We start from the raw sequence: 23,726 nt of genomic DNA, 5'->3' as shown, positions 1-23,726 counted from the left end.
GTATGTTAAAGCGCTTACAATTCAAGTCGGTCGGGATGAAGCTGTTTATGATCTTTTTTACAGCAGTGCTGCTGCTCACTTCGGTGCTGGGCTGGGTCGCGCTCTCTGTCTCCCGCAGCATTGTGCTGGAGCAGGTGTCAGAGGCGACCGCCGGACAGCTGGCTCAGGCAGCGGACAAGGTGGATTTTCTGTTCTCACAATATGAAGGAATCTCCAAGCAGCTGGCTGTGGATACTCTGCTGAGGGAGGATCTGGTTATTGTCAGCGATCCTGCAGTGAGCATTGTGAACAAGACAGCCGCCGAGGCTCGGATCCGGGAGCGCTTGAACGGCGCTGTGCAGATGGACAGCAAGCTGCAGGGGGTGCGCCTGGTGTCACTGGATCTGGGCACCTCGACCTCCTACAGCTCGGTAGGCTCCTCCGGGACGACCTCCTCTGAAGCGATACAGGCCAAGATGGAGCACATTGTGAAGGCAAACGGGCAGGTAGTATGGTTCCCGACAGAAATCAAAGGCTTTATGGGCAATGAAACGAAAGCATCGATAAGTATGGGAAGGCTGCTGAAGAACCTCAACTTCCCACGGGCCACCTATGTGCTCGTGATTGACGTCAAGGAACGGGCGATCGGAGACATGCTGTCCAATATTCAGATCGGCGAGAGCGGCAGCATCCGTATGGTGACAGCGGAAGGACGGATCGTCCATGATCCGGATGCCCAGCTGCTGATGAGCCAATCTGATCTTGAGCTCCCGCAGCAGGATGAAGCGGAGCAGGGAGCTTTTTATACGGACCAGGATGAAATGGTCGTGGTAGAAGCCATGAGCACAGCGCCATGGGTGCTGGCGGGATATGCACCGACGGATGATTTTTTGCAGGCGGCGGACAAGCTGTTATGGGTGACATTAGCAGTCATTGCGGCAGCCATCGGGATTGCCCTGCTCCTCGGGTGGTTTATGATGCGGCATGTTGGCAAGCCGCTGAATGATATGTGCTTATTGATGGAGCAGGGAGAACAGGGGAACTTACAGGTACGGACCTCGTTTCCACAACGGCAGGATGAGATTGGAAGGCTGGGGTTGAGCTTTAACCGGATGATGGAGCAGATTTCGGGCCTGGCTGATCAGACCCGGGCTTCAGCCGTACAGGTGCTGGCTACTGCGGAGGAGCTGGCCGATGTATCCCGCTCGACCTCCCAGACGGCTGGTGAAATTGCGGCGGCGATGGAGCAGGTCGCTCAGGGTGCCGGCAGCCTCAGCCAGCAGGCGGAGAATGAAAATGCTCTGGCCGAGCATATCGGGGTTCAGATGGGTCGGGTTACGCAGTCTCATGAGGTGATGCAGGAAGCGGCAGACCGGGTGCTGCAGGTTGCGGGCCAAGGAAGCCGTCATATGCATCATCTGGTAGAAAAAACGGAGGAGATTCATCAGGTGAATCAGCAGATGGTTCAGCGTGCGGAGCAGCTGAAGGACAAAGCCTCCTCGATCCACAAAATCCTGGAGCTGATGAATGAGATTGCGAAGCAGACGAATATTTTGTCCATGAATGCGACGATTGAAGCTGCCCGGGCAGGAGCAGCGGGCAAGGGCTTTATGGTCGTGGCGGATGAAATTCGGGAGCTGGCGGATTCCTCCAAGCGCTCGATCCATACCGTTGCCGGCATGACCCGGGAAATTCAAGAGGGGGTCCAGCATACCGTGGAAACACTGAATCGCTCCGCTCCGCTGTTTGATGAGCAGCTGCAGTCGGTAGGTGAAGCACAGGAGAGATTTCATAATGTGCAGAAGCAGATGGATCACTTCCTGGTTGAAATTCAGGGCTCAACGCATTCCATTCAGGAGCTGCTAGATGCTCAGCAGGAGCTGACCGGCTCGATCGCTTCGGCGGCCTCCATCGTTCAAGAGAGCAGTGCGGCGACCGAGGAGGTGGCTTCCATGGCGTCCCAGCAGTATAAAGTAAGCGAACGGCTCGTGGGCCTGTCTGGTCAGCTGGAGCAGCTGTCGGAGCAGCTGAAGGAATCGCTGGTGAAGTTTAGAACATAAGCGCATAAGTAAAAGTATTAATATACCTCTTATTTTAATTTATTTGTGTTAAAATACAATAAATTACAAAATAAGAAGGGGGAAAAGCATGAAAAAGAAAGGTTATGTCATATCCGTTATAACTTTGTTTGTTGCTGCTGCGTCTTTTTTCTACTTCAATACCACAAGCAAAGCTTCGCTGCCGGAAGAAAAGGAGGTTCAAAATATCTTCGAAACATATTTTGAAGCAATTCAATCTGGAGATATTGAATCGGCTATGGAGCTAGTGATTGACACTCGCTACGAAGATGCTGAAAGTCAAAGGATTGGTTACGAAGCTGCGGCTAAAGAGGATATCATCTACAGCATAAACGTAGAAGGTATATCAGAAGGAGATTCCGGGAAATCAAGCTTGTACAGCAAGAAGTTTCAGGAACAATACGATGTTCAATTGGCTGTTAAGAATCAAACGAATGGAGCATTTAAGATTACCTTACCGGTCGTAAAGGACGAACAAGGTGAATGGAAAATCTTAATTCTTCCCACGAATGTTGCACCAGCCTCATAAATATATACACACACAAAAGACCAGCCCCCTCGGGGCGAATCGGTGGATGGCTTCACCGGTTTGCACCCCAGGGGGCTGGCTGTATTAGAGACTATTCATTGCCGGAGCTAGAGCCTAGCTGATGCTCATCTCATCATGGCTGCCAGTTGACGTTGACGGTTGCCGTGCCGGAGGCTGGAGCGGTAAATGTACGGTTGCTGCCCCCTTCCCACGTAGCCGTAGAGCCGTTTTTCTTCAGGAATTTGTAGCTGATCGTTGCACCGGCCGGTACGCTGACATCATAGTACCAGGTCGGATACTGGGTGATGACCTTGTTGTACAGTGGTCCGATCGCTTTCGCCGGATCCCAGTTGCCCAGCTCACTGACGCTGCCGGCAAGGTATACATTTTGGCCGAGCGTTGTGGTCGCGTTGTTAACAATGAAGCGGACGGTGACCTGATCTCCGGTCAGTACTTCAAAATTATCGTACACATTACTCTGAACGGCTCCTGCATTCCCGATGCGGACATTATATTTACCCGGCGTGACAGCTGGAATCTTCACTTTGATCTGGGTATCCTCCCAGGATGTAATGGCACTTCCAGTGACAGCTGTGGTGCCGAAGTACACAGTTCCTTTGACTGCGCCGAAGCCGCGGCCATCAATGGTGATGGTGGTGCCGGCTTTGGCCATCATCGGTCCGACATGTCCAACCACCGGAGTGGATTGGGCAGAGGTCTTCTCCCATACTGCCACTGCGCCTGCAGCCAGAGTGAAGGCATTGACCGTGCCGCTGCCGCCGGCAGTAATCGAGCCGCCGCCCAGCAAGCCGCCCAGCGCGTCACTATACGTACCCGCCGGAAGCGAGGTGACCATTCCGCTGATGGAGGCGGAGGTGTTCAGGTTACGATTGATCGCAATGACAGCCGTGCTGGAGCCGAATTTGCGCTCATAGACGATGACGTCATTGTTAATCCAGCGCTCCTGGGTGGAGCCGTAGGCAATGGCTGGGTTTGATTTCCGCAGCGGTGCCAGCTTTTTGATGACATTGTATGCCGTTGTGGTCGTGGAGAAGGAAGGGATGCGGGCCCGGTTGTTCGGGTCATTCCCGCCGGCCATATATTGCTCCGTTCCATAATAGATGGCGGGTACGCCGCGTGAGGTCAGGGTAAAGGCCAGCGCCTGCTCCAGCTTTCGGTTGCTACCGGTTTGGAAGCGCTCCATATCATGATTGTCAATGAACGTGACCTGATCATCCACCTGGGCGTAGTCCACTGCCGTGCCCTCCAGCATGGCCTTCAGGCCGTACATGTTATCCGTACCGTCACGGAACACCTGCCGCGTCTTCTGCGCGAAGCGGAAATCCAGCAGGCTCATGCCGATCTCATTGGCAAATTGGTGATTCTCCGCGCTGACTTCATTGGTGCCGAGGAACCATTCGCCGAAGGTGAAGACCGGCTTATAGTTGTTAATAGTAGCCATAAAGCTCTTCTGCCAGCCAAACGGCATATGCTTGACCGCGTCGACACGGATTCCGTCGATGCCAAGATCCAGCCACATCTTGATCGCATCCTTCAGATACTTGTCCACCGTGCTGTTGTTATGGTTCAGGTCCGCGAGATCATACAGATTGCGGTAGATCCCGTCCTCCGTGGAGGAGAAGTTGGTGCCGCCGTTATGATGGAACAGATTTTGCGTATCGTTGGTGTAGCCTCCCAGCAGAGTGCCGTTGTTGTAGAGCTTGCCATTCTCGGCAAAGGAAGGCTGATCGGATGAGGCAGGTGAAGTATGGTTCGGTGCAAAGTCGATAATGACCTTAATATTCTTGGCATGCGCGGCCGAGATCAGGTTGCTGAATTCGGTCATGGTGCCGTAGTAAGGGTTCGCCTTCTTGAAATCACGGGCCCAGTAGCCATGGTAAGCGGTATTGTTCACTCCGGAGTAGTTGATGACACTGTAAATGTTCTCCACCGGCTGCGAAATCCAGATCGCGGTAATGCCCATGCCGGTCAGGTAGCCATCATTAATCTTGTTAATGATCCCTTGCCAGTCTCCCCCGCAATAGAGCCGGAGGTTGGAGCAGTTTGCGCTATATGCCGATCCGGATGGGTTGTTAGCTGCATTGCCGTCCGAGAAGCGATCGGTAAAAATCTGATAAATCACGTCGGTGCTGAAATTCTGCTTGTTCGTCACCGAGGTGTCTGGTGCAGCCTGAGCCGGTGTAATGACACTCAAGGCCAGAGAGAGCGACAGTGTAAAGGCAGCGGTAAACCGAGTCCATCTCTTCATTTTCTTAAAAAGCCTCCTCTTTGATCTTCAAAATTCCAGGAGTTCTCCTGGTGCAATCGGTTGCTCAAACAAGCGTCGCTGCCTCACCTCCTTAAAAATGGACCACAAACAACCCCGGCGTCTCGGGAAGAGATACCGGGGTTGTTTCATCACCTGAAATGGATCTGAAAGCAGGGCCCTCAAATTAACCTAGTTATGAATGTGTGTGAGTTTATTTTATAAGTAAGCGTATACATTGTCAATCATTTTATAGTCAAGAAACTGTAGGTCTGTCTAATTTACTGAAGATTTTTTTGTGAATAGTTCCAAAATATCAGCTGACAGCATCTCAGCGCTCTGTTATAATGGGTCTTGTTACGGGGGAACACGTACGTGTATAGAGATATAGAACTAGAAGGAGGCCTGTCCTAAGACAGGCCTCTTATATATTCTTCTGGTCCATTGGCGAAGAATCCCTCATGGGATTGACAAATATCTCGTTAATATCTTAATATTAAGATATATAAATTAAGCATAACTACACTGAAAATATATTTAGCTCTGAGGAGGAGAAGCAGCATGCCTAGAACATCGGGAATTCACCATATTACATCTTTTGTGCAGGATCCGCAGGGCAATGTGGATTTTTATGCGGGTGTCTTGGGGCTTCGACTGGTGAAGAAGACCATTAACTTTGATGCACCTCAGGTCTATCATTTTTATTTCGGGAATGAAACGGGAAGCCCCGGAACGATTATGACCTTCTTCCCGCAAGAGGGCGCGCGCCGGGGAAGTATTGGCGGAGGACAGGTCGGAATTACGGTCTTTGCAGTGCCCTCAGGAGCACTGGAATTCTGGAAATCCCGGCTGGAGCAATTTGGGATTGCCTATGAGGAAACGACCCGCTTCGGAGAAGTGTACATTCGCTTCCATGATCCGTCGGGCCTGCTGCTGGAGCTTACGGAGCGCAAGTCAGGCGAGGATAGCCGCTGGACCTTCGACGGGATCGGGGTGAAGGAGGCTATCAAGGGCTTTGCGGGAGCGGTACTGTTTAGCATGAAGCCCCAGCGCACGGCGGAGGTGCTGCAGGGACCGCTGGGTCTCCAGCAGGTAGAGGAGTCCGGGGGCTGGGTGCGGTATCAGGCAGCCGGGGCCCGAGGCCAGATCATCGATATGAACAGGAACGAGATGGAGTGGGGCCGGGGGGGAGCGGGAACGGTGCACCATATTGCCTGGCGCGCAGCCGATGATGCACAGCAGGAGCAGTTCCGCCGTGAGGCGGAAGAACAGCGGCTTCACCCGACACCGGTCGTGGATCGTCAGTATTTCAATGCGGTCTACTTCCGCGAGCCGGGCGGCATCCTGTTCGAGATTGCGACCGACCCTCCGGGATTTGCGAAGGATGAGCCGGAAGAAACCCTGGGTGAGCGCCTCATGCTGCCGGAATGGTATGAGCCTCACCGTCAAGAGATTGAGCGCGGCCTTACTCCAGTAGAGGTGCGTGTACTGAAAGGAGGTGCGTGAGATGGAGCATCATCACATTTATAAGGAAGGCACATCGCCAGAAGCGCCGATCTTGCTGCTGCTGCATGGCACCGGCGGTAATGAGCAGGATTTACTGCCACTCGCAGACCTCCTTCACAGCGGTGCTGGCGTGCTGAGCGTAAGGGGCAATGTGCTGGAGAACGGAATGCCTCGCTTCTTCCGGCGATTGTCGGAAGGAGTATTCGATGAGGAGGACCTCATCCGCCGTACGAGTGAGCTGAACGCCTTCCTTGATGCAGCAGCAGAGCAGTATGGATTTCAGCGCAGCAAGGTTGTTGCGGCAGGCTACTCCAACGGGGCGAACATCGCTGCAAGCTTAATGTTTCACTATGGCGATGCGCTGGCAGGCGCCATGCTTCACCATCCGATGGTTCCGCGGCGGGGTATCGCACTCCCGGACTTGTCCGGCGTGCCGGTGTTCATAGCGGCCGGCAAGCGAGATCCCTTGTGCACGCCGGAGGAAAGTGAGGAGCTGCAGGGTCTGCTGTCTGGAGCCGGCGCGGACGTGCACCTCCACTGGGAGCCGGGCGGGCATCAGCTGAGCCGGACCGAGGTGGACGCAGCGGCGGCATGGCTGCATAATAAGCTGTAAATAGAAGCAGGGCCTCCCTCGGAACTACATTGAGGGAGGCCCTGCTTGCTTCTATTCTGAACGTTGAATGTGAAGCGGCGGCGGAATCAGCCAGCCCTTCTCTTTATTCATGCGCAGCACTTTAAGGCCGAGCGCGGCTTTTTTTGTATGGTATTTAGCGAACAGAGCTGCAATATCCTCGCGGATCGATTGTCCCATAGCCATACTGCAGGCTGCAAGACCGGCGGCGCAGTCCACTGCCAGCTTGGCGGCCGTCTCCGGATCGCTGAAGCGCGCGCCTGCAGGGATGTCTTCCCAGTGCACCTCCGGTCTCTCCGGCAGCGCCGGTGGCGGGACGATGCCATGCTCTGTCAGCAGCTCATCCAGCTCTTTGGATTCCAGGCGGGCCATCTCCAGCATCTCGCTCAGTAAATGCTTGAGCTCTTTATCGCCGGCATGATTCATGTAGGCCTGATAGCAGGAGATCATCCCCTTTGCGCCCATGGAGGCCATCCACACGCCATATACCTCGCCGTAGTGCATCGGCTCGTCCTTCGGATTACCGTCCAGAATGCCCATAGTTTTCATTAGCTCCTTCATCGTTATGATGTGGTTGATCTGTTCCCGAGCCCTAGTATAGCCTCGGCAAGCCTCAATCATGTGCGGGTCCTGCTGGCATCTTCCTGCGGTGTGCTGTGGAGGTGTGTAATTTTGATGAAAAGCACCCGGGAGGACGGCCAAAAGTGGTACAATAAAGGACAGTAAACTAAACAGACAGGGCACCCCGAAGGCGCACAGGCCTTTGGGGCCCGGGTGTATAGAGTGGAGTGGAATGTGATAATGGATGAAGCCAATACGACGGCCAGAGCGGTCGGTATGGAGGATATCGTAAGGGCACACCACGTGCTGCGCGAGGTGATCGTGCGCACCCCGCTGCAGCGGGATGCGGTGCTGTCAGCGCGGTATGACTGCAATGTGTATCTGAAGCGGGAGGATTTGCAGGTCGTGCGTTCCTTCAAAATCCGGGGCGCCTACAATATGATTCGCAGCCTGAGTGAGGAGGAGCGTGCGGCCGGCATCGTGTGCGCGAGTGCAGGGAACCATGCGCAGGGTGTCGCTTTTTCCTGTAACGTCCTTCATATCAAGGGTAAAATATATATGCCGAGCACCACCCCGAAGCAGAAGGTGAAGCAGGTGAAGCGGTTCGGAGGCAGCAGTGTTGAGGTGCTGTTAATCGGCGATACGTTCGATGATGCGTACGAGGAAGCAATCAAGATGTGCCAGGAGCAGGGCATGTCGTTTATCCACCCTTTTGACGAGCCGCGGATCGTAGCCGGTAATGGAACGATCGGGATGGAGATTATGGAGGAGCTGGACGTGCCGGCAGATTATATGTTTGTTACGATTGGCGGCGGCGGATTGGCAGCTGGAGTCTCTACCTATGTCAAAACGGTCAGTCCTCACACGAAGCTGATCGGCGTAGAGCCGCTCGGGGCCGCTTCCATGAGTGAGGCCAAGCTGCAGGGCCAGGTCGTCACGCTTCAGGAAATCGACAAGTTTGTGGATGGCGCAGCCGTCAAGCGGGTCGGACATCTGACGTATGATATTTGCAGCCGTCAGCTGGACGATATTGTGATGGTGCCGGAAGGGAAGGCATGCACGACCATTCTGAGCCTCTATAATGAGCAGGCGATCGTAGCCGAGCCGGCCGGCGCACTGCCCGTAGCGGCGCTGGATCTGTACGGGGAACACATTCGCGGCAAAAATGTCGTCTGTATCATCAGCGGCGGCAACAATGACATTGACCGGATGCAGGAAATCAAGGAGCGCTCCCTCATCTATGAAGGCCTCAAGCATTACTTCATGATTAACTTCCCGCAGCGCGCCGGAGCTCTGCGGGAGTTTCTGGAGGATGTGCTGGGCCCGGATGATGATATTGCGAGGTTCGAATATACGAAAAAGCATAACAAGGAAGACGGTCCGGCTCTTGTCGGCATTGAGCTGCTGCACCCGGAGGATTATACGCCGCTCATTGAGCGGATGAATCGCAAGGGTCTGGAGTATACCGAGCTGAACAAGAATATGAATCTGTTCAACCTGTTGATTTAAGCACGGCGCAGCTAGCCCCTCAGGCGCCATACAAGTCGATCTCAAGCTTGTATGGCGTCTGAGGTTTTTTTCGTGCGGTTGGGGACAGTGAATAATTTCCCCGGTTCTTTTTAACACTAACCTGAAGATATTCCCACATTACGATCCACGAAAGGAAGATCAGCATGTTCGATGATGAATTTAATGTACAGAAGCCTTTGCGGGAGGATGAAGCATTAGAGCCGCGCGGGGCGGAACAGGCGAGAGCGACACAGCAGACCTCTGGAAAAGGTATGGCGTCAGGAACAGCAGAGGGAGCCCATGACGCTGAGCCGAACCAGGTCGGGACACCGGAGAGAAGCATGGCGGCAGATTTGTGGACAGGCTCGGCACAGGAGAGCGAGTGGATCCACCAGTGGAACGGGAGAGCCGAGACCCACTCCATGTTCAAGCGCAGCTACGAGTAAGCTTCACCGGTGACCTGCCGCAGCCTAAAGATTCCTTGTTAGACATTGACACCTGTTTAAAAGGGATGCTAAGATAATTTTAATTAATTCATATTAAACTTATCGGAATTATCCATATATAGGTGGTCAATAGGGGGAGGCATGGTTATGGAGCGGCAATTTGCAATTCGACATGGTGAGGAAGAGCTGACAGCAAGCATACATTACCCGGTACAGCAGGAGGACGTACGCAAGGATTGCCGGCGGGTGCCGCTGGCGATCATCTGCCATGGCTTTGTGGGCAGCCGGATTGGGGTGGACCGCCTGTTCGTAAAGGCAGCCCGGGAGCTGGCGGAGGATGGCTATATGGTTATCCGCTTTGACTATATTGGCTGCGGAGAGAGCACAGGCAGCTACGGCGCTCAAGGGCTGGAGTCGATGATTTCGCAGACCCGGGCGGTGCTCGATTACGGCGCAAGCATTACTGATGTAGATCCTGCCCGCATTACGCTGATTGGACACAGCCTTGGAGGTGCGGTGGCCTTGCAGACAGCGGTGCGTGACAGCCGCGTAAAAAATCTGATACTGTGGTCAGCGGTCGGCTATCCGTTTCATGACATTGTAAATATCACCGGGCGCAAGGTATATGATACCTCCGTGCAAAAGGGCGCAGCCGACTATTTGGGTTATGACCTGACCCCGGGCTTCTTCGAATCGCTGGCGGCGGGCCAGCCGTTTCAGGAGGCTGTGAAGTTCGGGGGCGATGTGCTCGTTATTCATGGCACGTCGGATGAGGTGATTCCAGTAGACTACGCCTTCCTGTTCCAAAAGGTCTTCTGGACCCGTCCTGTGGGGCGGTGCGACAAAGAGATCATATTCCAGGCAGATCATACGTATTCTGCCGGAGAACCCCGTGCCCAGCTTCTGAAGCGAACGCGGGAGTGGCTGAACGAGCTGGAGCAGATCCAGCAGGATTGGCAGCACTGGAGCATCTAAAGCGAATGCCAGCTCATCTTCAGCGGAGCCGTATACGATAAAAGAAGCAATCCGGACTCCGCTTGGGGTCCGGATTGCTGTATTTTGTTCTCTCTCTAGCCGGTACGTCCCGGCTGCTTCTTAAAAAAGTGGATGCCGTCTCCGGGCTGCTGCTTCCCGCCTCTGCGGAACAAGCCGCGCAGGTAAGGGAGCAGGAAGCGGTCAAGCCCGATCTTGCCGGCGTTCGCTGCAGCGACCATGATCAGCACTTCCATCAGCAGCATCTGCACATTGGTGCTCACCGTGCCCGATAACAGGAACGCGGCATTCATCACCAGTCCCATTAGTGCCGCGAAGGTGGTGAAAGTGCCAAGGATCAGTCCGAGACCGACTAGAAATTCACCGAGCGGGATCAGGATGTTAAAGAATTTGACTGCAGGCATTGCCCCGTGCTCCAGAAAGGCCGCCCACCAGCTCTGAACCGCCGGGTGGTCGCCGGCAGCCTTGCCGATGGCCCCTTGCAGGAAGCCTTGTGCATTAAATCCGCCCACCAGCTTGTGCCAGCCTGCCGTCAGCCACTGATATCCGATGTAAACCCGGATGATCGTCAGCATCCACATTGCAATCTTGTTTTCTCTCAGCCATTGATTAAACATATGAACCACTCCTTGTATTGGATTATTCGCGGATCAGGTGCTGCTCTCTTTCATGTCTTTATTATAAGTGAAAAAAATCACTAGAGCTGTGACATAGATCACAAGCACTGAAGAAATAACGGCTTGAATGATTGAACCTGGAGCGTCCCGTTACAGCTGCGGATTGACTTTCTTTGACCTGCCGGGAAGGAACAGACAATTCCGGTATTTTGTGATTAAATGGGTATGAGAACGGTTACTGTCAGGCCATCGGGAGTGGCCTTGGATATAGGGGGAAACGTACATGAAGCATTCAAGTAAAGGTAAAGTGACTACTATGCTGCTAGGGATTACCGCAACCTTTATGCTGAGCGCCTGCAGCGGCGATCAGGCGACAGAGAGCCCGCCGGTGAAGGAGCCGGTCCAGCCGCCCGCGGTGGAACAGCCGGTAGAGACGCCGCCCGCTGCGGAGGAGCAGCCGGAAGCAAACAGCGCCTTCACTGCGCCGCTGACGGGACAAGGCCTGGAGCAGCCGTCGAATCGCCGTCCGCTTGCAGTCATGATGAACAATGCCCCGGCGGCCCGGCCCCAGTCCGGCCTCAGCCAGGCAGATCTTGTGTATGAGGTGCTGGCGGAGGGAGGGATAACGCGGCTGATTGCAATCTATCAGAGCCAGACAGGCATTGAGAAGATTGGGCCGGTACGCAGCATCCGGCCTTACCTGATCGATATCGGCGAGAGCTATGACGGGGTGCTGGTGCATGCCGGCGGAAGTCCGGAGGCCTACGCCATCATTCAAAGGCAGAAGAAGCAGGATCTCGATGAAATCGGAAGCGCGGGCGCCTATTTTTGGCGTACCACCGACCGGAAGGCTCCGCATAATCTGTATACGAGCGAAGAACAGTTAAGAGAAGCCGTCTTGAAGCACAGCTATCCACAGGAGAGCGAGGTACCGGAGTATGACTTTCTGGATGCAGCCGCCCCGGCGGATGACGCTGAAGGAGAGCCGGCCATCCGCGTGGATCTGACCTTTTTGCTGGGCAGCTATAATGTAGGCTATACGTATGATGAGGAGACCGGAACGTATAAGCGCTCCATCAACAATCAGCCGCATATTGACAAGAACAACAATGCCGTGCTGGAGGCTGCCAATGTTGTCGTACTGAGTGCCGAGCATAAAGTGCTGGACGAGGTGGGCCGCCTGGCTGTAAACCTGGAGCAGGGCGGAGAGGCGATGCTGTTCCGCAAGGGCAAGGTGATTAAGGGAGAGTGGAGCCGCAAACAAGGGGACGTGATCCGCTTCCTCAAGGACGGCAAGGAGGTTCCTTTTTACCCGGGTACGACCTATTTCAATATTGTCCCGAGCTCCCCTTCGTTTGCAAGCCATGTGACCATTTCCAATCCTTGATGAAGGGCATGAAAAGGCGTGTAAACCGCATATAAAAATGAGCTAAACATAATGTCAGAACATATGTAAATAGTTACGCTTCAATACCATGATTTTGCATACACAGGACTATGGAGATGTGATAAGATATTCAGGGTTATTTTTCATAAAGGAGCTGCAAGTATGAGAACAAAGAAAAAGGATATATTCCTCCAGAACTTGGAGAATATGGCCGACACCGTAGTGCAGGCTGCAGATTATTTCTCGCATCACGTTAATGATCTGCAGGATGTGCTGGCATTCGCTAACCAGATGAAGCAGTATGAATCTCAATGCGATTCCTACACCCATACCATCATTACCGGGCTGAATCAAACCTTCATTACACCGATCGACCGCGACGATATTATGGATCTGGCAACGACGCTGGATGATGTCATGGACGGTCTAGAGTCTACCGCCTCCCGTTTTTATATGTACAATTTGGGACAGCCCGATGAGTATATTATTCAATTCGCGGAAATTTTGCGGCAGTGTGCTTATGAGATTCAAAAGGCAGTACACCTCCTTTCCCAGAAAAAGCTGCTGGCGATCCGGGAGTTTACGATCCGTCTGAACGACCTGGAGAACCAGGGTGATGAGCTGCTGCGCATCTGCACCAAGGAGCTGTTTGCTACCGTTACCGATCCCATTGAGCTGATCAAGCGCAAGGAGATCTACGAACGGCTGGAGACGACCACGGATCATTGCGAGGACGTGGCGAACAAGCTGGAATCTATCATTATGCGCAATTCATAAGGAGTTCTTTCTGATCATGGAAACTAGTATGCTCGTGCTGGGCCTGGTTGTATTCCTGGCTCTGGCCTTTGACTTTATTAATGGATTTCACGATACCGCGAATGCGATTGCTACCTCGGTATCGACCCGCGCGCTGAAGCCGCGGACGGCTATTCTGCTTGCGGCCTCCATGAACTTCGTCGGGGCGATGATGTTCACGGGGGTCGCCAAGACGATTGGCGGCAAGGTGGCAGATCCGGCCACGCTCGACAACGGAATTCAGATTGTGATCGCCACCCTGATTGCCGCCATCATCTGGAACCTGGTCACCTGGTGGTTCGGAATTCCGTCCTCGTCCTCTCATGCGCTGATCGGCGCCCTGGCCGGCGGTGTCTTCGCAGGGGCGGGCAGTGATGCACTTAATTACGGCGGCTTCCGGGACATTATTCTCGCCCTGATTCTTTCTCCCCTGATCGCCTTTATCGGCGGCTACCTGATCATGCAGCTGCTGAAGGTGATCTTCGCCAAGCGCAGTCCGCATACAGTGAACAAGGGCTTTCGGAGTATGCAGATCTTCACCGCCGCCCTGCAGTCGTTTACGCACGGGACGAACGATGCGCAGAAGGCGATGGGCATTATTACATTTGCGCTGGTGGCCTCAGATAGGCTGCAGGAGATGGAGGTTCCGTTCTGGGTGAAGCTGTCGGCGGCAACGGCGATGGCGCTCGGCACCTCGGTTGGCGGCTGGAAGATTATCAAGACGATGGGTACCAAAATATTCAAAATCGAGCCGATCAACGGCTTCGCCGCGGATTTCACCGGGGCCTCGGTGATCTTTGGCGCGACGCTGCTGCATTTGCCGATCAGCACTACCCATGCGATTACCTCGGCGATTTTGGGGGTAGGCTCGGCGAAACGGTTCTCTGCCGTCAAGTGGTCCCTCGCAGGACGGATCGTAATCACGTGGTTTATTACGATTCCGATTACAGCGCTGCTGTCCGGATTGCTCGTAAAGCTGTTATTTTAGAAATCCAAGAGTGAACAAGAGTGAACAGGATGAAGCCAATCAGAGGATTGGCTTTTTTCATGCCGGGGAAGGGGAAGTAGAGATGATTCGTACATTAGCGGTAACGCGGGATCACCAGGCGGTGATCGGACTGCCTCTGGAGGCGCTGAATATCGAGGATTACGCCTGGGTGTGGGTGGATTTCGTTGCACCGGTGCCGGAGGAGTCGGCGCTGCTGGAGAGTTATTTCCAGTTCCATCCGCTCGCGGTGGAGGACTGTCTGCACATGATCCAGCGGCCCAAGCTGGATTACTATGGAAAGGTGCAGTTTCTCGTACTGCATGGACTGGATCCGGTGACGCTGGAGGCGATGGAGGTCGATTTCTTCCTGTCGTCTACCCTGCTCGTGTCGTTTCATATGTCTCCGCTGCCGGAGGTGGAGGAAGCCTGGAAGCGCGTTTGTGACCAGGCGCAAAAAGGAAAAATTACCGAGAACGGCACGACCTTTGCCGCCTATACGGTGATGGACAAGCTGGTGGATCAGTATTTTCCCAGCCTGTTTGCGATTGAGGATGAGCTGGCGGACATTGAGAGCCAGAGTGCGGAGGAATCGCTGGAGAGCCTGATGCAGCAGGTGTTCCAGCTTCGTTCCAAGCTGCTGAAGCTCAGGCGCACCATCGTTCCGATGCGGGACCTGCTGTACCGGGTGGTGAATTCCCAGCATGTCCAGCGCCATGGCCATCAGGCGTATTTTCTGGACGTGTACGATCATCTGCTGAAGCTTACCGACATGATTGAGGCCGACCGCGAAATGACGTCAGATCTGCGGGACAGCTATATATCGCTCAACTCCAACCGGATGAATAATATTATGAAGACCCTCACGGTGATCACGACAATCTTTATGCCGCTGACGCTGATTGCAGGCATTTACGGGATGAACTTTGAAAAAATGCCGGAGCTGGACTGGCCATTCGGATACGCCGCGGTGCTGCTGCTTATGCTGCTGCTCGGCGGCAGCATGGTGCTCTGGTTTCTGCGCCGGGGCTGGTTCAAGTAAAAGGCTTCGACACATCGAGCAATTGCAGAAAATCCGGTTCAGTGCTTCTGTCAGGGGTAAGCAGGAGTAGGAGGGATGATCATGCAGCAAGACAACAAGCTGAACCCGAGGGGTGCAGGCTCTCATTCAGCTGACGCTCATCATATACCGCCCATGCGGGCGCGAATGAAACGAAGATTGGCCGAGGCGGCCCGGCGCAAAAGAAGGATTACTGTAACCAATCGCTACGAAACCGGTATGGTGCTCAGTGAAATCGTGACAGGGTTCTTCTTCATTGCCGGCAGCATCAGTATGTTCTACACCGACACCGATATTCCCGTCGTGCTCTATCTGGTCGGCAGCATTATGATGCTGCTCAGATCCGGGCTGCGCGTCTCCTATTGGTTCCGGCTGAAGGAGCTGCAGCAGAAGGGGCATGATGAGGGAGCTCCGAATGGAGCGGGCTGGAGCCGGTAAAGAGTGCATATTGGGATCATGCGGTGGAGGCAGCATTATAGCATTAAATGTAGACCGTATGCTTACGCAGGGGTGATCGCGATTCAGAGGCTGACGACAGCCCTGCCTTTTCCCTCGTCATCTCGGCCTCGGCAGGAACCGGCTGCTTGAAGCTGTGCTGAGCACTCAGGCAGCCGGTTCACGGGGCCAAGGTGAATAGCATGAAATCTAGTCTAGGAGCGCTTGCGTTTGCCGGTGCCTTTGCGGCGGCTGCCTGTTTTCTTGCGGCGGCGGGTGCGGCGTCTGCGCGGTACATACTCGGTGTCGTAGCCCCCGGGGCTGACGGCATCGCTGTCGGACCCTTTTTTGCTGAGGAGGTTCGAAAATACAGCCATCATAGGCGCGAGCTGCTGTACGCTCTGCATTACCTTCTGGACCTTGCCAATGTTGGCAACAAGTCCCTCGACGCCTCCCATCCGCTCGATCATGCCTTTGAGATCCAGGTTGCTGAGATTCAGTCCTCCAAGCAGTCCGGCTAATCCGCTGCTGCTGCCGGTCTCGGCAGCAGGCTGAGGCGTGGTCACGGCCGGAAGGCTGGACATGGGCTCCATCGGCGCTATAGAAGGCTGGGCCGGAACCGAATACGGATAGTAGGCAGACGTTCCCGCGTCAGCGGAGTAATCAGGATAGGCCTGGGCTTCAACACCGGGATAGGATGACGCTGGCAGGGACTCATTCAAGGAGCGGGAGGAAGCGTTTCTGGGATGATGATAATAATGCTGATGTCCTGACATGCTTTATCACTTTCCTTTGTGGTTGGTTTAGTACACTGTATGAGCTAGGCGGGCTAATGTACTGGGCGGATGCCCTGATTGCTGCTTGAATGGCGCTAAACAGGCGCCTGCCCAGGAACGGGCGTAGGAGCTGCAGGCCTGTGGAAGAGACCGCCAAGGCCTGTTGACAAAAAAATGAATGGTTCATTTTTCCTGCTCTGGAGAAGGGTTCAAGGGCAGCTCTTCAGCGCGTGAAACCGTTAACGCTTGAAAAGACGGGGCCTGCTCAGGTACAATAAAATGGCGTACAAGTAACTGTAGGGGATGATCCAGTGCAATTAAAAAAATTAGATGATAAAAGCATCGATCAATTATTCGAAGCTATTCTTACCTTGAAAAGTGTAGAGGAATGCTACGTGTTCTTTGACGACCTGTGCACCGTGAACGAGATCCAATCCTTATCGCAGCGCCTGGAAGTGGCCCGGATGCTGGGCAAAGGTTCGACATACAACCAGATTGAAGCTGAGACGGGCGCCAGCACGGCGACGATATCCCGGGTGAAGCGGTGTTTAAACTATGGCAATGACGGGTATAAAATGACTTTGGAGCGCTTGGGGCGCTAATGATGAAGCCGGGAGTTTTAGTGATCAGCCACGGTTCCCGGGAGCCGTCCTGGGTAGCGCTGGTGGAGGAGGCGGTGACCGCGATGGCGGAGCGCTGCCATCTGCCGGTGAGTGCCTCTTATCTGGAGCTCGTAGACGGGAAGCTCATACAGGACGGGATTGATTTGCTGGAGGGCCAGGGTGTCACGGACATGCTGGTTATTCCGTTGTTCATTTCCTCCGGCAGCACGCATGTGGACGAGATCGCCTATGCGATTGGCGCGAAGCCGGAGCCAGATATGGAAACCGATCTGGACCCTTTCCGGGTGCAGGCCCGGGTTCATTTCGGGGACCCGTTCGATGATGGTGCGGATACCGCGGCTATGGTGTGGGATAAGGTGCGTTCCCTTTCCGTGAATCCCGCGGAAGAAATTATTCTGATGGTGGGCCATGGCAGTCCGCATGAGCTGTTCTGGCGGCGCTGGGAGAAGATTGCGGCTTCTCTGGCGAAGCGGGTGACCGAGGTCAGCGGTCTTGCGACAGATTGGGCGCTGCTCAATCCCGGGGATGTGCGGGAGAAGGCTGAAGCGTGGCAAAAGCGAGGGTACGAGGTGATCGTGTCTCCGCTTTTTTTAAGTAAGGGGTATTTTACCGACCATGTCATTCCGCAGCGGCTGGAGGGACTTCCCTGCCGTTATTCCGGTGAACCGCTGCTGCCGCACCCGCGTCTTGCCGAGTGGATGCTGAAGCAGGTGGAGCGCCTATTGAAATCTTTGAAATTATAGATACAGGTGGCGTTTGGTGATGAGAAGAGCACGTTTGATCTATAATCCGACCTCCGGACGGGAGGAAATGAAGCGCCGCCTGGCAGATGTGCTGCAGCGTCTGGACAGTGCTGGGATCGAAACCTCCTGCCATGCAACCACAGGCGAGGGAGATGCGACCCGGTCGGCAGCAGAGGCTGTGGAGCGGGGTTATGACCTGATCATTGCAGCCGGCGGTGACGGCACCCTCAATGAGGTCGTTAACGGAATGGCGGGGAAGGACCACCTTCCTCCGCTGGGCGTGTTTCCTCTGGGAACGACGAATGATTTTGCCCGTGCGCTTGGCATCTCGAAGAATTGGGAGGACTATTGCGATCTCGTGATCCGGGATGTGACCCGTCCGATCGATGTCGGCGTGGCCAATGACCGCTGCTTCATTAATATTGCCGGGGGCGGTACGCTGACGGAGCTGACCTACGAGGTGCCCAGCAAGCTCAAGACCATGATCGGTCAGCTGGCGTATTATTTGAAGGGGCTGGAGAAAATGGTCAGCCTGGCGCCGCAGGAGCTCATTATCCGCGCGGACGGCCAGCCGGAAATCCATGATGAATTCATGGTGTTCCTTATGGCCAACAGCAACTCGGTCGGCGGCTTCGAGAAGCTCGCGCCCGGCGCGAGCATCGACGATGGCCTGCTCGACGTCATTGCGCTGCGCAAATGCAACCTCGCGGAGTTCGTCCGCGTGGTTTCCCTCGCCCTGCGCGGGGAGCATGTGCACGACAAGAAGGTCATTCATTTCCGGACCGATTATATGGAGGTCTACTCCCCCGGCCCGGTACAGCTGAATCTGGACGGCGAGTTCGGCGGTGTACTGCCGGGCACGTTCCGTATCCTGCCGCAGCACCTGCGGATTTTTGCTTGAGGGGCTCCCGATTGGGGGCCTTTGTGCTGGGAGGGCTTGGAGGTGGCAGCGAAGGACGCTTCGGTGCTGAGAGGGCCTTGGGAGATGGCAGCGAAGGACGCTACGGTGCTGGATGGGCCTTGGGAGATGGCAGCGAAAGACGCTACGGTGCTGGATGGGCCTTGGGAGATGGCAGCAAAAGACGCTACAGTGCTGGATGGGCCTTCCGATCGCTGTTGCCGTTGAAAATGTAGAATTGGGCCTTGCAGCGGTACATTTTCAACGGCAAAGGCGAGCGCTTCGCTTCTCCATTCCCACTCCAGCCCCTCCGCTGGCGCTGCTGGGAAAAGCCCCTCTTGTAAGGTTAAGCTGGCGGAGGAGGCCTCTTGAAAGTTAAGCTGGCGGAGAAGACCTCTTGCAAACTATGCTGACGGAGGAGACCCCTTGTAAGCTATGCTGGCGGGAAAGCTCCCTGCAAGCGGTGGTGGGGGGTAGGGACTTGGCCGGTGTGCCGGGGAGATCCCCGAGGCACACTGGGCTGGGCAGTGAAGGCTGGGCAGTGAAGGGGTGCGGGCTGGCATAGGTTGTTAAAGGCAGGATCTTGGAGACCACTGGTTGGGGAAGGGTCCTTGGGAGTTAGCAGCTTGGGGCTTTGGTGCTAAGGAAAGGCCATTAGGCTTCTGTAAGCTGTGCTGACGGGGAGTGCTTTTGGCAGATCTGCTAGCGTGCGCTTGGATGGAATGATGTGTAAGGGCGCCGGGTGGAGGCGTGAGTGAGATATATTTTTACAGGTACATTGTATAGATGTTAGAGGTATCGTGGATACCTATTTTATATAGAAGTGAACCAAGTTGAACGGAAAGAAGTGAACAGCAAGCTATGAACAAGAATCGCAGCGGTCATCGCCGCAGCTCTAAGGACAGCAAGCCCTCTCCCGAGCTTCTGAATCTGCCGGTAGCCAAAAATGATGAGACCGTCATCGACATCATCGGCATGAATCACGATGGGGAGGGGGTTGGACGAGCCGAAGGCTATACTCTTTTTGTGCAGGGTGCGCTGCCGGGGGAAAAGGTCCGCGTGAAGGTGCTCAAGACGAAGAAGCAATACGGCTACGCCAAGCTGCTGGAGCTGGTCGAGGCCAGTCCGGACCGTACCTCGGCACCGTGCCCCATCTATGATCAATGCGGCGGCTGCCAGCTGCAGCATCTGGACTATGCAGCGCAGCTGCAGTGGAAGCGGCAGCTGGTGGTGGACAACCTGGAGCGGATCGGGAAGCTGACGGTGGAAGGCGGTCGGCTGGATGGCGCGCTGAGGGAGCAGAGTGAAACCCTTGCAGGAGATGGAGCGCATAAGCAAGTGGCATACGGCGCAGACATGGCCGCAGCGCGTGAAGCTCGTGACGAGCAGCGTAAAGGCATTATTGTGAAGCCAGCACTTGGCATGAGTGAGCCTTGGCGGTATCGCAATAAATCTCAGGTTCCGATTGGAGTGACGGATGGCGGGCTGGTTGGAGGCTTTTATGCCCGCGGCTCACACCGGATTGTTGATATGGAAGCCTGCCTGATTCAGCACGAGGAGAATGACAAGGTGGTGCAGCGCGTCAAGGATATCGGCCGCAAGCTGGGCATCACCGCCTACGATGAGGAAACCGGACAGGGGCTGCTGCGTCATGTGGTGGTGAAGATTGGTTTTTCAACCGGAGAGATGATGATTGTTCTTGTGACGAACGGGAATTCCATTCCACAGCGGGAGAAATGGATTGCAGCGATTCGTCAAGAGCTGCCGGCAGTGGTCAGCATCTGTCACAATGTGAACACGCGGCGAACGAATGTAATTTTTGGAGAAGTGACTTCTGTGTTGTGGGGTCGAGAGGTCATTTACGACTACATTGGAGATGTGAAGTTTGCCATATCGGCGCGATCTTTTTACCAGGTGAATCCGGTGCAGACGGAGATTTTATATGGAAAAACGGTAGAGTACGCCGGCTTGACCGGCAACGAGACCGTCATTGATGCCTATTGCGGCATCGGTACGATCTCCCTGTTTCTCGCGCAGCATGCCAAGCAGGTATACGGCGTAGAGATCGTGAAGGAAGCCATCGAGGACGCACGCGCTAACGCGGCGTTAAACCATATGCACCACGTACAATTTGAGGTGGGTGCTTCTGAGGACGTCATTCCGGCCTGGAAAGAGCAGGGCATCGAAGCAGACGTCATCGTCGTCGATCCCCCGCGCAAGGGCTGCGATCCGCGCCTGCTGGATACGATCCTGGAAATGCGGCCGGAGCGGGTGGTGTATGTGAGCTGCAACCCAAGCACCCTGGCGAGAGATTTGCGGATCTTGGAGGACGGCGGCTATCGCACGGTGGAGGTGCAGCCGGTGGATATGTTTCCGCATACGGTGCATGTGGAGTGTTGCTCACTGTTAGTACGTAAGGTTGTAAGAAACTAATAATTCCGTGCTATTCATAATAAACCTGTGCTAAAAATTGAATAAAGACGTGATAAATAGGGGAGAGGATGAATGGAGAACTGGCAAAAACCAGATCCATCAAGCCTTTCCCCTGTTTTTGTATCAAGACATTATTCAGATTTTAATAACGTCGTGACAGAAAAAGTTGGGTCAAAAATTGAGAAAAGAACTGTTTTGTAGCACGAGTTTATTTATGAGGGCAACGGTGGAATGCGGGTTTGAGGGCTGTTTTTTATCAAGGGTTTATTTATTCTGAACATAGTAGGGAAAAAAATTGATTTTCTCTTTTTTGGGACAGGGAGTAGGGAAGTATCTTGATCAAGAGATTAGTCATTTAAGGTGACAAGCAATTGAGTATTTTATTGGCTCGCTATGAAATAAAAATGGTATGAATAACCTACTTGCTTTATAATTTTAGAATAAGCGTTTAACTTAGGTACTAACAGTAAGCAAACTGGATTGTTAAAGTAACATCAGGACTAATGCGTAGAAACCAAAAGGTTCTGAGCGAGAGAAGTTTCAATTATAGTTTTCAGATAGTTCCGAGGAGGAGTTTTATGTCTATATATGATGATTATGACGATCCATTTGATAATGCTCCATTTGAAGAAGAGGACTTTTTTGAACGAGAAGTATGGGAAGACGAAGATCGGGAATATGATCCTGAGATGTATTGGGATGAAAGTGACGAGCACCGTGGGGATTATTTTTAAACCTGTACTTTAAATAACACGACCTTAAAAGGCCGTATAATTATGAAGGTGGTTATATTAATGTCAATGTATGGAAGAAATGAACCATGCCCCTGTGGGTCTGGGAAAAAATATAAGAAGTGCTGTATGAATAAAGAGCAGGACGTATTGGACACTCCAATAACAAGTCTGAGAGAAGCGGCTTTGAAGGTTAATGTGGCTAATCCAGCAGTTCCATCCCATGATTCAGCAAAAGGAATTAGAGAATTATGCCTTGCCCAATTAGAGCAAGTGTTTATTTACCTTCGGAGACAACATAAAAAAGATGGTGTAATAGAAACAATATGTAGCGATTTGGTTGAATTGGCTGAAGAACCAGAAAATAAGTTTATAACAGTATGGAAAGAAATATATGAGATAAAGGGATTATCTGACCATCAAATTGGACTTCAAGTTCCTCGACTCAGGGAGTTGATTAGAAAGGGGGAAAAGCTGTCGTTACAAGAAAGAACCCTTTTGAAACAACTTATGGAATCAAACTTAGCTGAATTCATGTTGCTTTCTGACGTTGAAACAATGGATTACGGAGCTATGCTTGTATTAACTGAGTTGTGTTATAACATAATAAAAGTAGGAATCCCAGAGAATAAGATAATAGAGAGCATAACAGTTTATGTAGGATCAGGTAATAAGCTGGAAAGTTGGAATGTTACATATGAACCTAAGTTATATGTTCTAAATGAGGCTTCACTGAAGACGGAACAATACATCCATATTGAATGGATACCTCTTGATGAGTTTGAACATGAGTACGAGAGCTTTGTACATAAGCTTCATGGATTGTCGGAAGAGTCTAAAAGTCTTTAGCTACAGCTTTGTATCAAGAGAAAAAAATGGAGTCAGCACCACAGGATAAGGTTTCTTATACTGGGCTTGTGAATTATTTGACGGGAATAATCGAACAAGAATTTAGAATGATAATTTCCCAACACAATGGTGAATCAATTATAAAGAGACGAATGTGGAAAGAAATCTGTGATTATATTAAAGTCAATGATATTCCGTATATCTCTGATTCAAGAATAAATGTTTATGAGAAAATGATGGAGATATATCCAATACGCAATAGGATTTCCCATGGCGAATTTATAAGTCTGGAAGAGTACCACTTAGTCAAAAATATCTCCTTAGAAATGCAACTATTAGACTTTATTTCATGGGCAAAAATCCATTATGAGGATGTTGTAGAACACAAACAAAGTCATCTCAAAGCCTAAACAGTCGTACTAAAGCCTAATTAGTCATGTTACGAGCCGAGCGAAATTCAGGGATCCACTCCTGTTTTCCCTCGGTTTTTTCTCTGCCTTGAAAAGGTCACCAGACCCGAATCCCCTTGATAAATCTGGTTTTCCTTCGATTATTCGTTTCACCTGTCTTTTCCCCTGCCCTTTATGCTTTTTGGCCCCGATTTTCTCGGTCGTAGCCCTTGCCTTATTCGTTTGGCATTCTCTGACCATTTGATCAAAACACGGTTGAACATCAACTGGAAGAGCAGGGGATTGATCGTCTGAAAGCCATCAACATCCTGATTTACTTTAAAGCCAATGGTCAGTTTGAAAATGTGATTAATCGTATGGACTGCTGTCTCTCCAGGTGAGTGCAGACGGTTTGAACTCAGAGAACGTGACGTTTAGCATCAAGGGAGAGTTAGTCGTGAGATCAGCTCTTTTTATTTGTACCCTTCTATTTATTCCGAAAACATG

General features: G+C 52.9%; 25 protein-coding genes. 21 read left to right on the top strand and 4 right to left on the bottom strand.

What is annotated here, in order from left to right; translation table 11 throughout:
- Positions 1 to 2 precede the first annotated feature (2 nt).
- Both ACH6EH_RS11655 and ACH6EH_RS11650 read left to right on the top strand, forming a co-directional pair.
- Complete coding sequence (locus ACH6EH_RS11655) at positions 3 to 2,039, top strand: methyl-accepting chemotaxis protein (protein ID WP_397332436.1); 2,037 nt, start codon at positions 3 to 5, stop codon at positions 2,037 to 2,039.
- An 88-nt stretch (positions 2,040 to 2,127) separates the two neighbouring features.
- Positions 2,128 to 2,586, top strand: coding sequence for a hypothetical protein (locus ACH6EH_RS11650; RefSeq protein WP_397332435.1), 459 nt, complete (start codon positions 2,128 to 2,130; stop codon positions 2,584 to 2,586).
- A 133-nt stretch (positions 2,587 to 2,719) separates the two neighbouring features.
- Here ACH6EH_RS11650 and ACH6EH_RS11645 read toward each other — a convergent pair whose 3' ends face one another.
- Positions 2,720 to 4,855, bottom strand: coding sequence for an alpha-amylase family glycosyl hydrolase (locus ACH6EH_RS11645; protein WP_397332434.1), 2,136 nt, complete (start codon positions 4,853 to 4,855; stop codon positions 2,720 to 2,722).
- A 558-nt stretch (positions 4,856 to 5,413) separates the two neighbouring features.
- Here ACH6EH_RS11645 and ACH6EH_RS11640 point away from each other — a divergent pair.
- Together ACH6EH_RS11640 and ACH6EH_RS11635 are read left to right on the top strand one after the other, a co-directional pair.
- Entirely contained in the window at positions 5,414 to 6,358 is a 945-nt protein-coding gene (locus ACH6EH_RS11640; RefSeq protein WP_397332433.1) for a ring-cleaving dioxygenase, read from the top strand.
- 1 nt (position 6,359) lies between these two features.
- Positions 6,360 to 6,971, top strand: a complete 612-nt coding sequence (locus ACH6EH_RS11635; RefSeq protein WP_138224579.1) for an alpha/beta hydrolase — start codon at positions 6,360 to 6,362, stop codon at positions 6,969 to 6,971.
- A 51-nt stretch (positions 6,972 to 7,022) separates the two neighbouring features.
- Here ACH6EH_RS11635 and ACH6EH_RS11630 read toward each other — a convergent pair whose 3' ends face one another.
- Positions 7,023 to 7,529, bottom strand: coding sequence for a DUF3231 family protein (locus ACH6EH_RS11630; RefSeq protein WP_397332456.1), 507 nt, complete (start codon positions 7,527 to 7,529; stop codon positions 7,023 to 7,025).
- A 261-nt stretch (positions 7,530 to 7,790) separates the two neighbouring features.
- On the opposite strand from ACH6EH_RS11630, the gene ilvA reads away from it, so the two are divergent.
- The 3 genes from ilvA to ACH6EH_RS11615 all read left to right on the top strand — a co-directional run bounded on the left by ilvA (position 7,791) and on the right by ACH6EH_RS11615 (position 10,480).
- A complete protein-coding gene (gene ilvA / locus ACH6EH_RS11625; RefSeq protein ID WP_208204415.1) occupies positions 7,791 to 9,059 on the top strand; it encodes a threonine ammonia-lyase IlvA in 1,269 nt (422 codons plus the stop codon).
- Positions 9,060 to 9,223: 164 nt separating this feature from the next.
- Positions 9,224 to 9,505 carry a hypothetical protein gene (locus ACH6EH_RS11620; protein WP_397332432.1) on the top strand — a complete coding sequence of 94 codons (282 nt, stop codon included), beginning with the start codon at positions 9,224 to 9,226 and terminating at the stop codon, positions 9,503 to 9,505.
- A gap of 147 nt (positions 9,506 to 9,652) precedes the next feature.
- Positions 9,653 to 10,480, top strand: a complete 828-nt coding sequence (locus ACH6EH_RS11615) for an alpha/beta hydrolase family protein (RefSeq protein WP_397332431.1) — start codon at positions 9,653 to 9,655, stop codon at positions 10,478 to 10,480.
- Between the two features lie 95 nt (positions 10,481 to 10,575).
- Here the strand turns inward: ACH6EH_RS11615 and ACH6EH_RS11610 are convergent, their stop codons facing one another.
- Positions 10,576 to 11,115 carry a DoxX family protein gene (locus tag ACH6EH_RS11610; protein WP_397332430.1) on the bottom strand — a complete coding sequence of 180 codons (540 nt, stop codon included), beginning with the start codon at positions 11,113 to 11,115 and terminating at the stop codon, positions 10,576 to 10,578.
- Positions 11,116 to 11,398: 283 nt separating this feature from the next.
- Here ACH6EH_RS11610 and ACH6EH_RS11605 point away from each other — a divergent pair, with 283 nt between their 5' ends.
- The 5 genes from ACH6EH_RS11605 to ACH6EH_RS11585 all read left to right on the top strand — a co-directional run bounded on the left by ACH6EH_RS11605 (position 11,399) and on the right by ACH6EH_RS11585 (position 15,780).
- Positions 11,399 to 12,502, top strand: coding sequence for a DUF3048 domain-containing protein (locus ACH6EH_RS11605; RefSeq protein WP_397332429.1), 1,104 nt, complete (start codon positions 11,399 to 11,401; stop codon positions 12,500 to 12,502).
- A gap of 162 nt (positions 12,503 to 12,664) precedes the next feature.
- On the top strand, positions 12,665 to 13,279 hold the full coding sequence (locus tag ACH6EH_RS11600; protein ID WP_397332428.1) for a DUF47 domain-containing protein: 615 nt from the start codon (positions 12,665 to 12,667) through the stop codon (positions 13,277 to 13,279).
- Between the two features lie 16 nt (positions 13,280 to 13,295).
- Positions 13,296 to 14,285: an inorganic phosphate transporter gene (locus tag ACH6EH_RS11595; protein ID WP_397332426.1), complete on the top strand. Its 990-nt coding sequence runs from the start codon at positions 13,296 to 13,298 to the stop codon at positions 14,283 to 14,285.
- Between the two features lie 82 nt (positions 14,286 to 14,367).
- Positions 14,368 to 15,324, top strand: coding sequence for a magnesium/cobalt transporter CorA (corA, locus tag ACH6EH_RS11590; protein WP_138224587.1), 957 nt, complete (start codon positions 14,368 to 14,370; stop codon positions 15,322 to 15,324).
- 81 nt (positions 15,325 to 15,405) lie between these two features.
- A complete protein-coding gene (locus ACH6EH_RS11585) occupies positions 15,406 to 15,780 on the top strand; it encodes a YrhK family protein (RefSeq protein WP_138224588.1) in 375 nt (124 codons plus the stop codon).
- A gap of 212 nt (positions 15,781 to 15,992) precedes the next feature.
- Here ACH6EH_RS11585 and ACH6EH_RS11580 read toward each other — a convergent pair whose 3' ends face one another.
- Complete coding sequence (locus tag ACH6EH_RS11580; protein ID WP_208204411.1) at positions 15,993 to 16,553, bottom strand: hypothetical protein; 561 nt, start codon at positions 16,551 to 16,553, stop codon at positions 15,993 to 15,995.
- 311 nt (positions 16,554 to 16,864) lie between these two features.
- Between ACH6EH_RS11580 and ACH6EH_RS11575 the strand changes: the two genes are divergently transcribed.
- From ACH6EH_RS11575 to ACH6EH_RS11535, 9 genes are all read left to right on the top strand, one after another.
- Positions 16,865 to 17,155 (top strand): YerC/YecD family TrpR-related protein, encoded by a 291-nt coding sequence (locus ACH6EH_RS11575; RefSeq protein WP_397332425.1) that lies wholly within the window; start codon positions 16,865 to 16,867, stop codon positions 17,153 to 17,155.
- Entirely contained in the window at positions 17,155 to 17,919 is a 765-nt protein-coding gene (locus tag ACH6EH_RS11570) for a sirohydrochlorin chelatase (protein ID WP_397332424.1), read from the top strand. The genes ACH6EH_RS11575 and ACH6EH_RS11570 overlap by 1 nt, the downstream gene beginning before the upstream one ends.
- A 19-nt stretch (positions 17,920 to 17,938) precedes the next feature.
- A complete protein-coding gene (locus ACH6EH_RS11565; protein ID WP_138224592.1) occupies positions 17,939 to 18,820 on the top strand; it encodes a diacylglycerol kinase in 882 nt (293 codons plus the stop codon).
- 42 nt (positions 18,821 to 18,862) lie between these two features.
- Positions 18,863 to 19,045: a hypothetical protein gene (locus ACH6EH_RS11560; protein ID WP_397332423.1), complete on the top strand. Its 183-nt coding sequence runs from the start codon at positions 18,863 to 18,865 to the stop codon at positions 19,043 to 19,045.
- A gap of 633 nt (positions 19,046 to 19,678) precedes the next feature.
- On the top strand, positions 19,679 to 21,250 hold the full coding sequence (rlmD, locus tag ACH6EH_RS11555) for a 23S rRNA (uracil(1939)-C(5))-methyltransferase RlmD (RefSeq protein WP_397332422.1): 1,572 nt from the start codon (positions 19,679 to 19,681) through the stop codon (positions 21,248 to 21,250).
- A 72-nt stretch (positions 21,251 to 21,322) separates the two neighbouring features.
- Positions 21,323 to 21,451: a hypothetical protein gene (locus tag ACH6EH_RS11550; RefSeq protein ID WP_397332421.1), complete on the top strand. Its 129-nt coding sequence runs from the start codon at positions 21,323 to 21,325 to the stop codon at positions 21,449 to 21,451.
- Positions 21,452 to 21,828: 377 nt separating this feature from the next.
- A complete protein-coding gene (locus ACH6EH_RS11545) occupies positions 21,829 to 21,984 on the top strand; it encodes a hypothetical protein (protein ID WP_397332420.1) in 156 nt (51 codons plus the stop codon).
- A 60-nt stretch (positions 21,985 to 22,044) separates the two neighbouring features.
- Positions 22,045 to 22,830, top strand: a complete 786-nt coding sequence (locus tag ACH6EH_RS11540; protein ID WP_397332419.1) for a YecA family protein — start codon at positions 22,045 to 22,047, stop codon at positions 22,828 to 22,830.
- Positions 22,831 to 22,838: 8 nt separating this feature from the next.
- Entirely contained in the window at positions 22,839 to 23,240 is a 402-nt protein-coding gene (locus ACH6EH_RS11535) for a hypothetical protein (protein WP_397332418.1), read from the top strand.
- Positions 23,241 to 23,726 lie beyond the last annotated feature (486 nt).

The organism is Paenibacillus sp. JSM ZJ436, from assembly GCF_044383795.1.
GTDB classification, from domain to species: domain Bacteria; phylum Bacillota; class Bacilli; order Paenibacillales; family Paenibacillaceae; genus Paenibacillus_AQ; species Paenibacillus_AQ algicola.
This window is presented reverse-complemented; position numbering and strand designations above follow the sequence as displayed.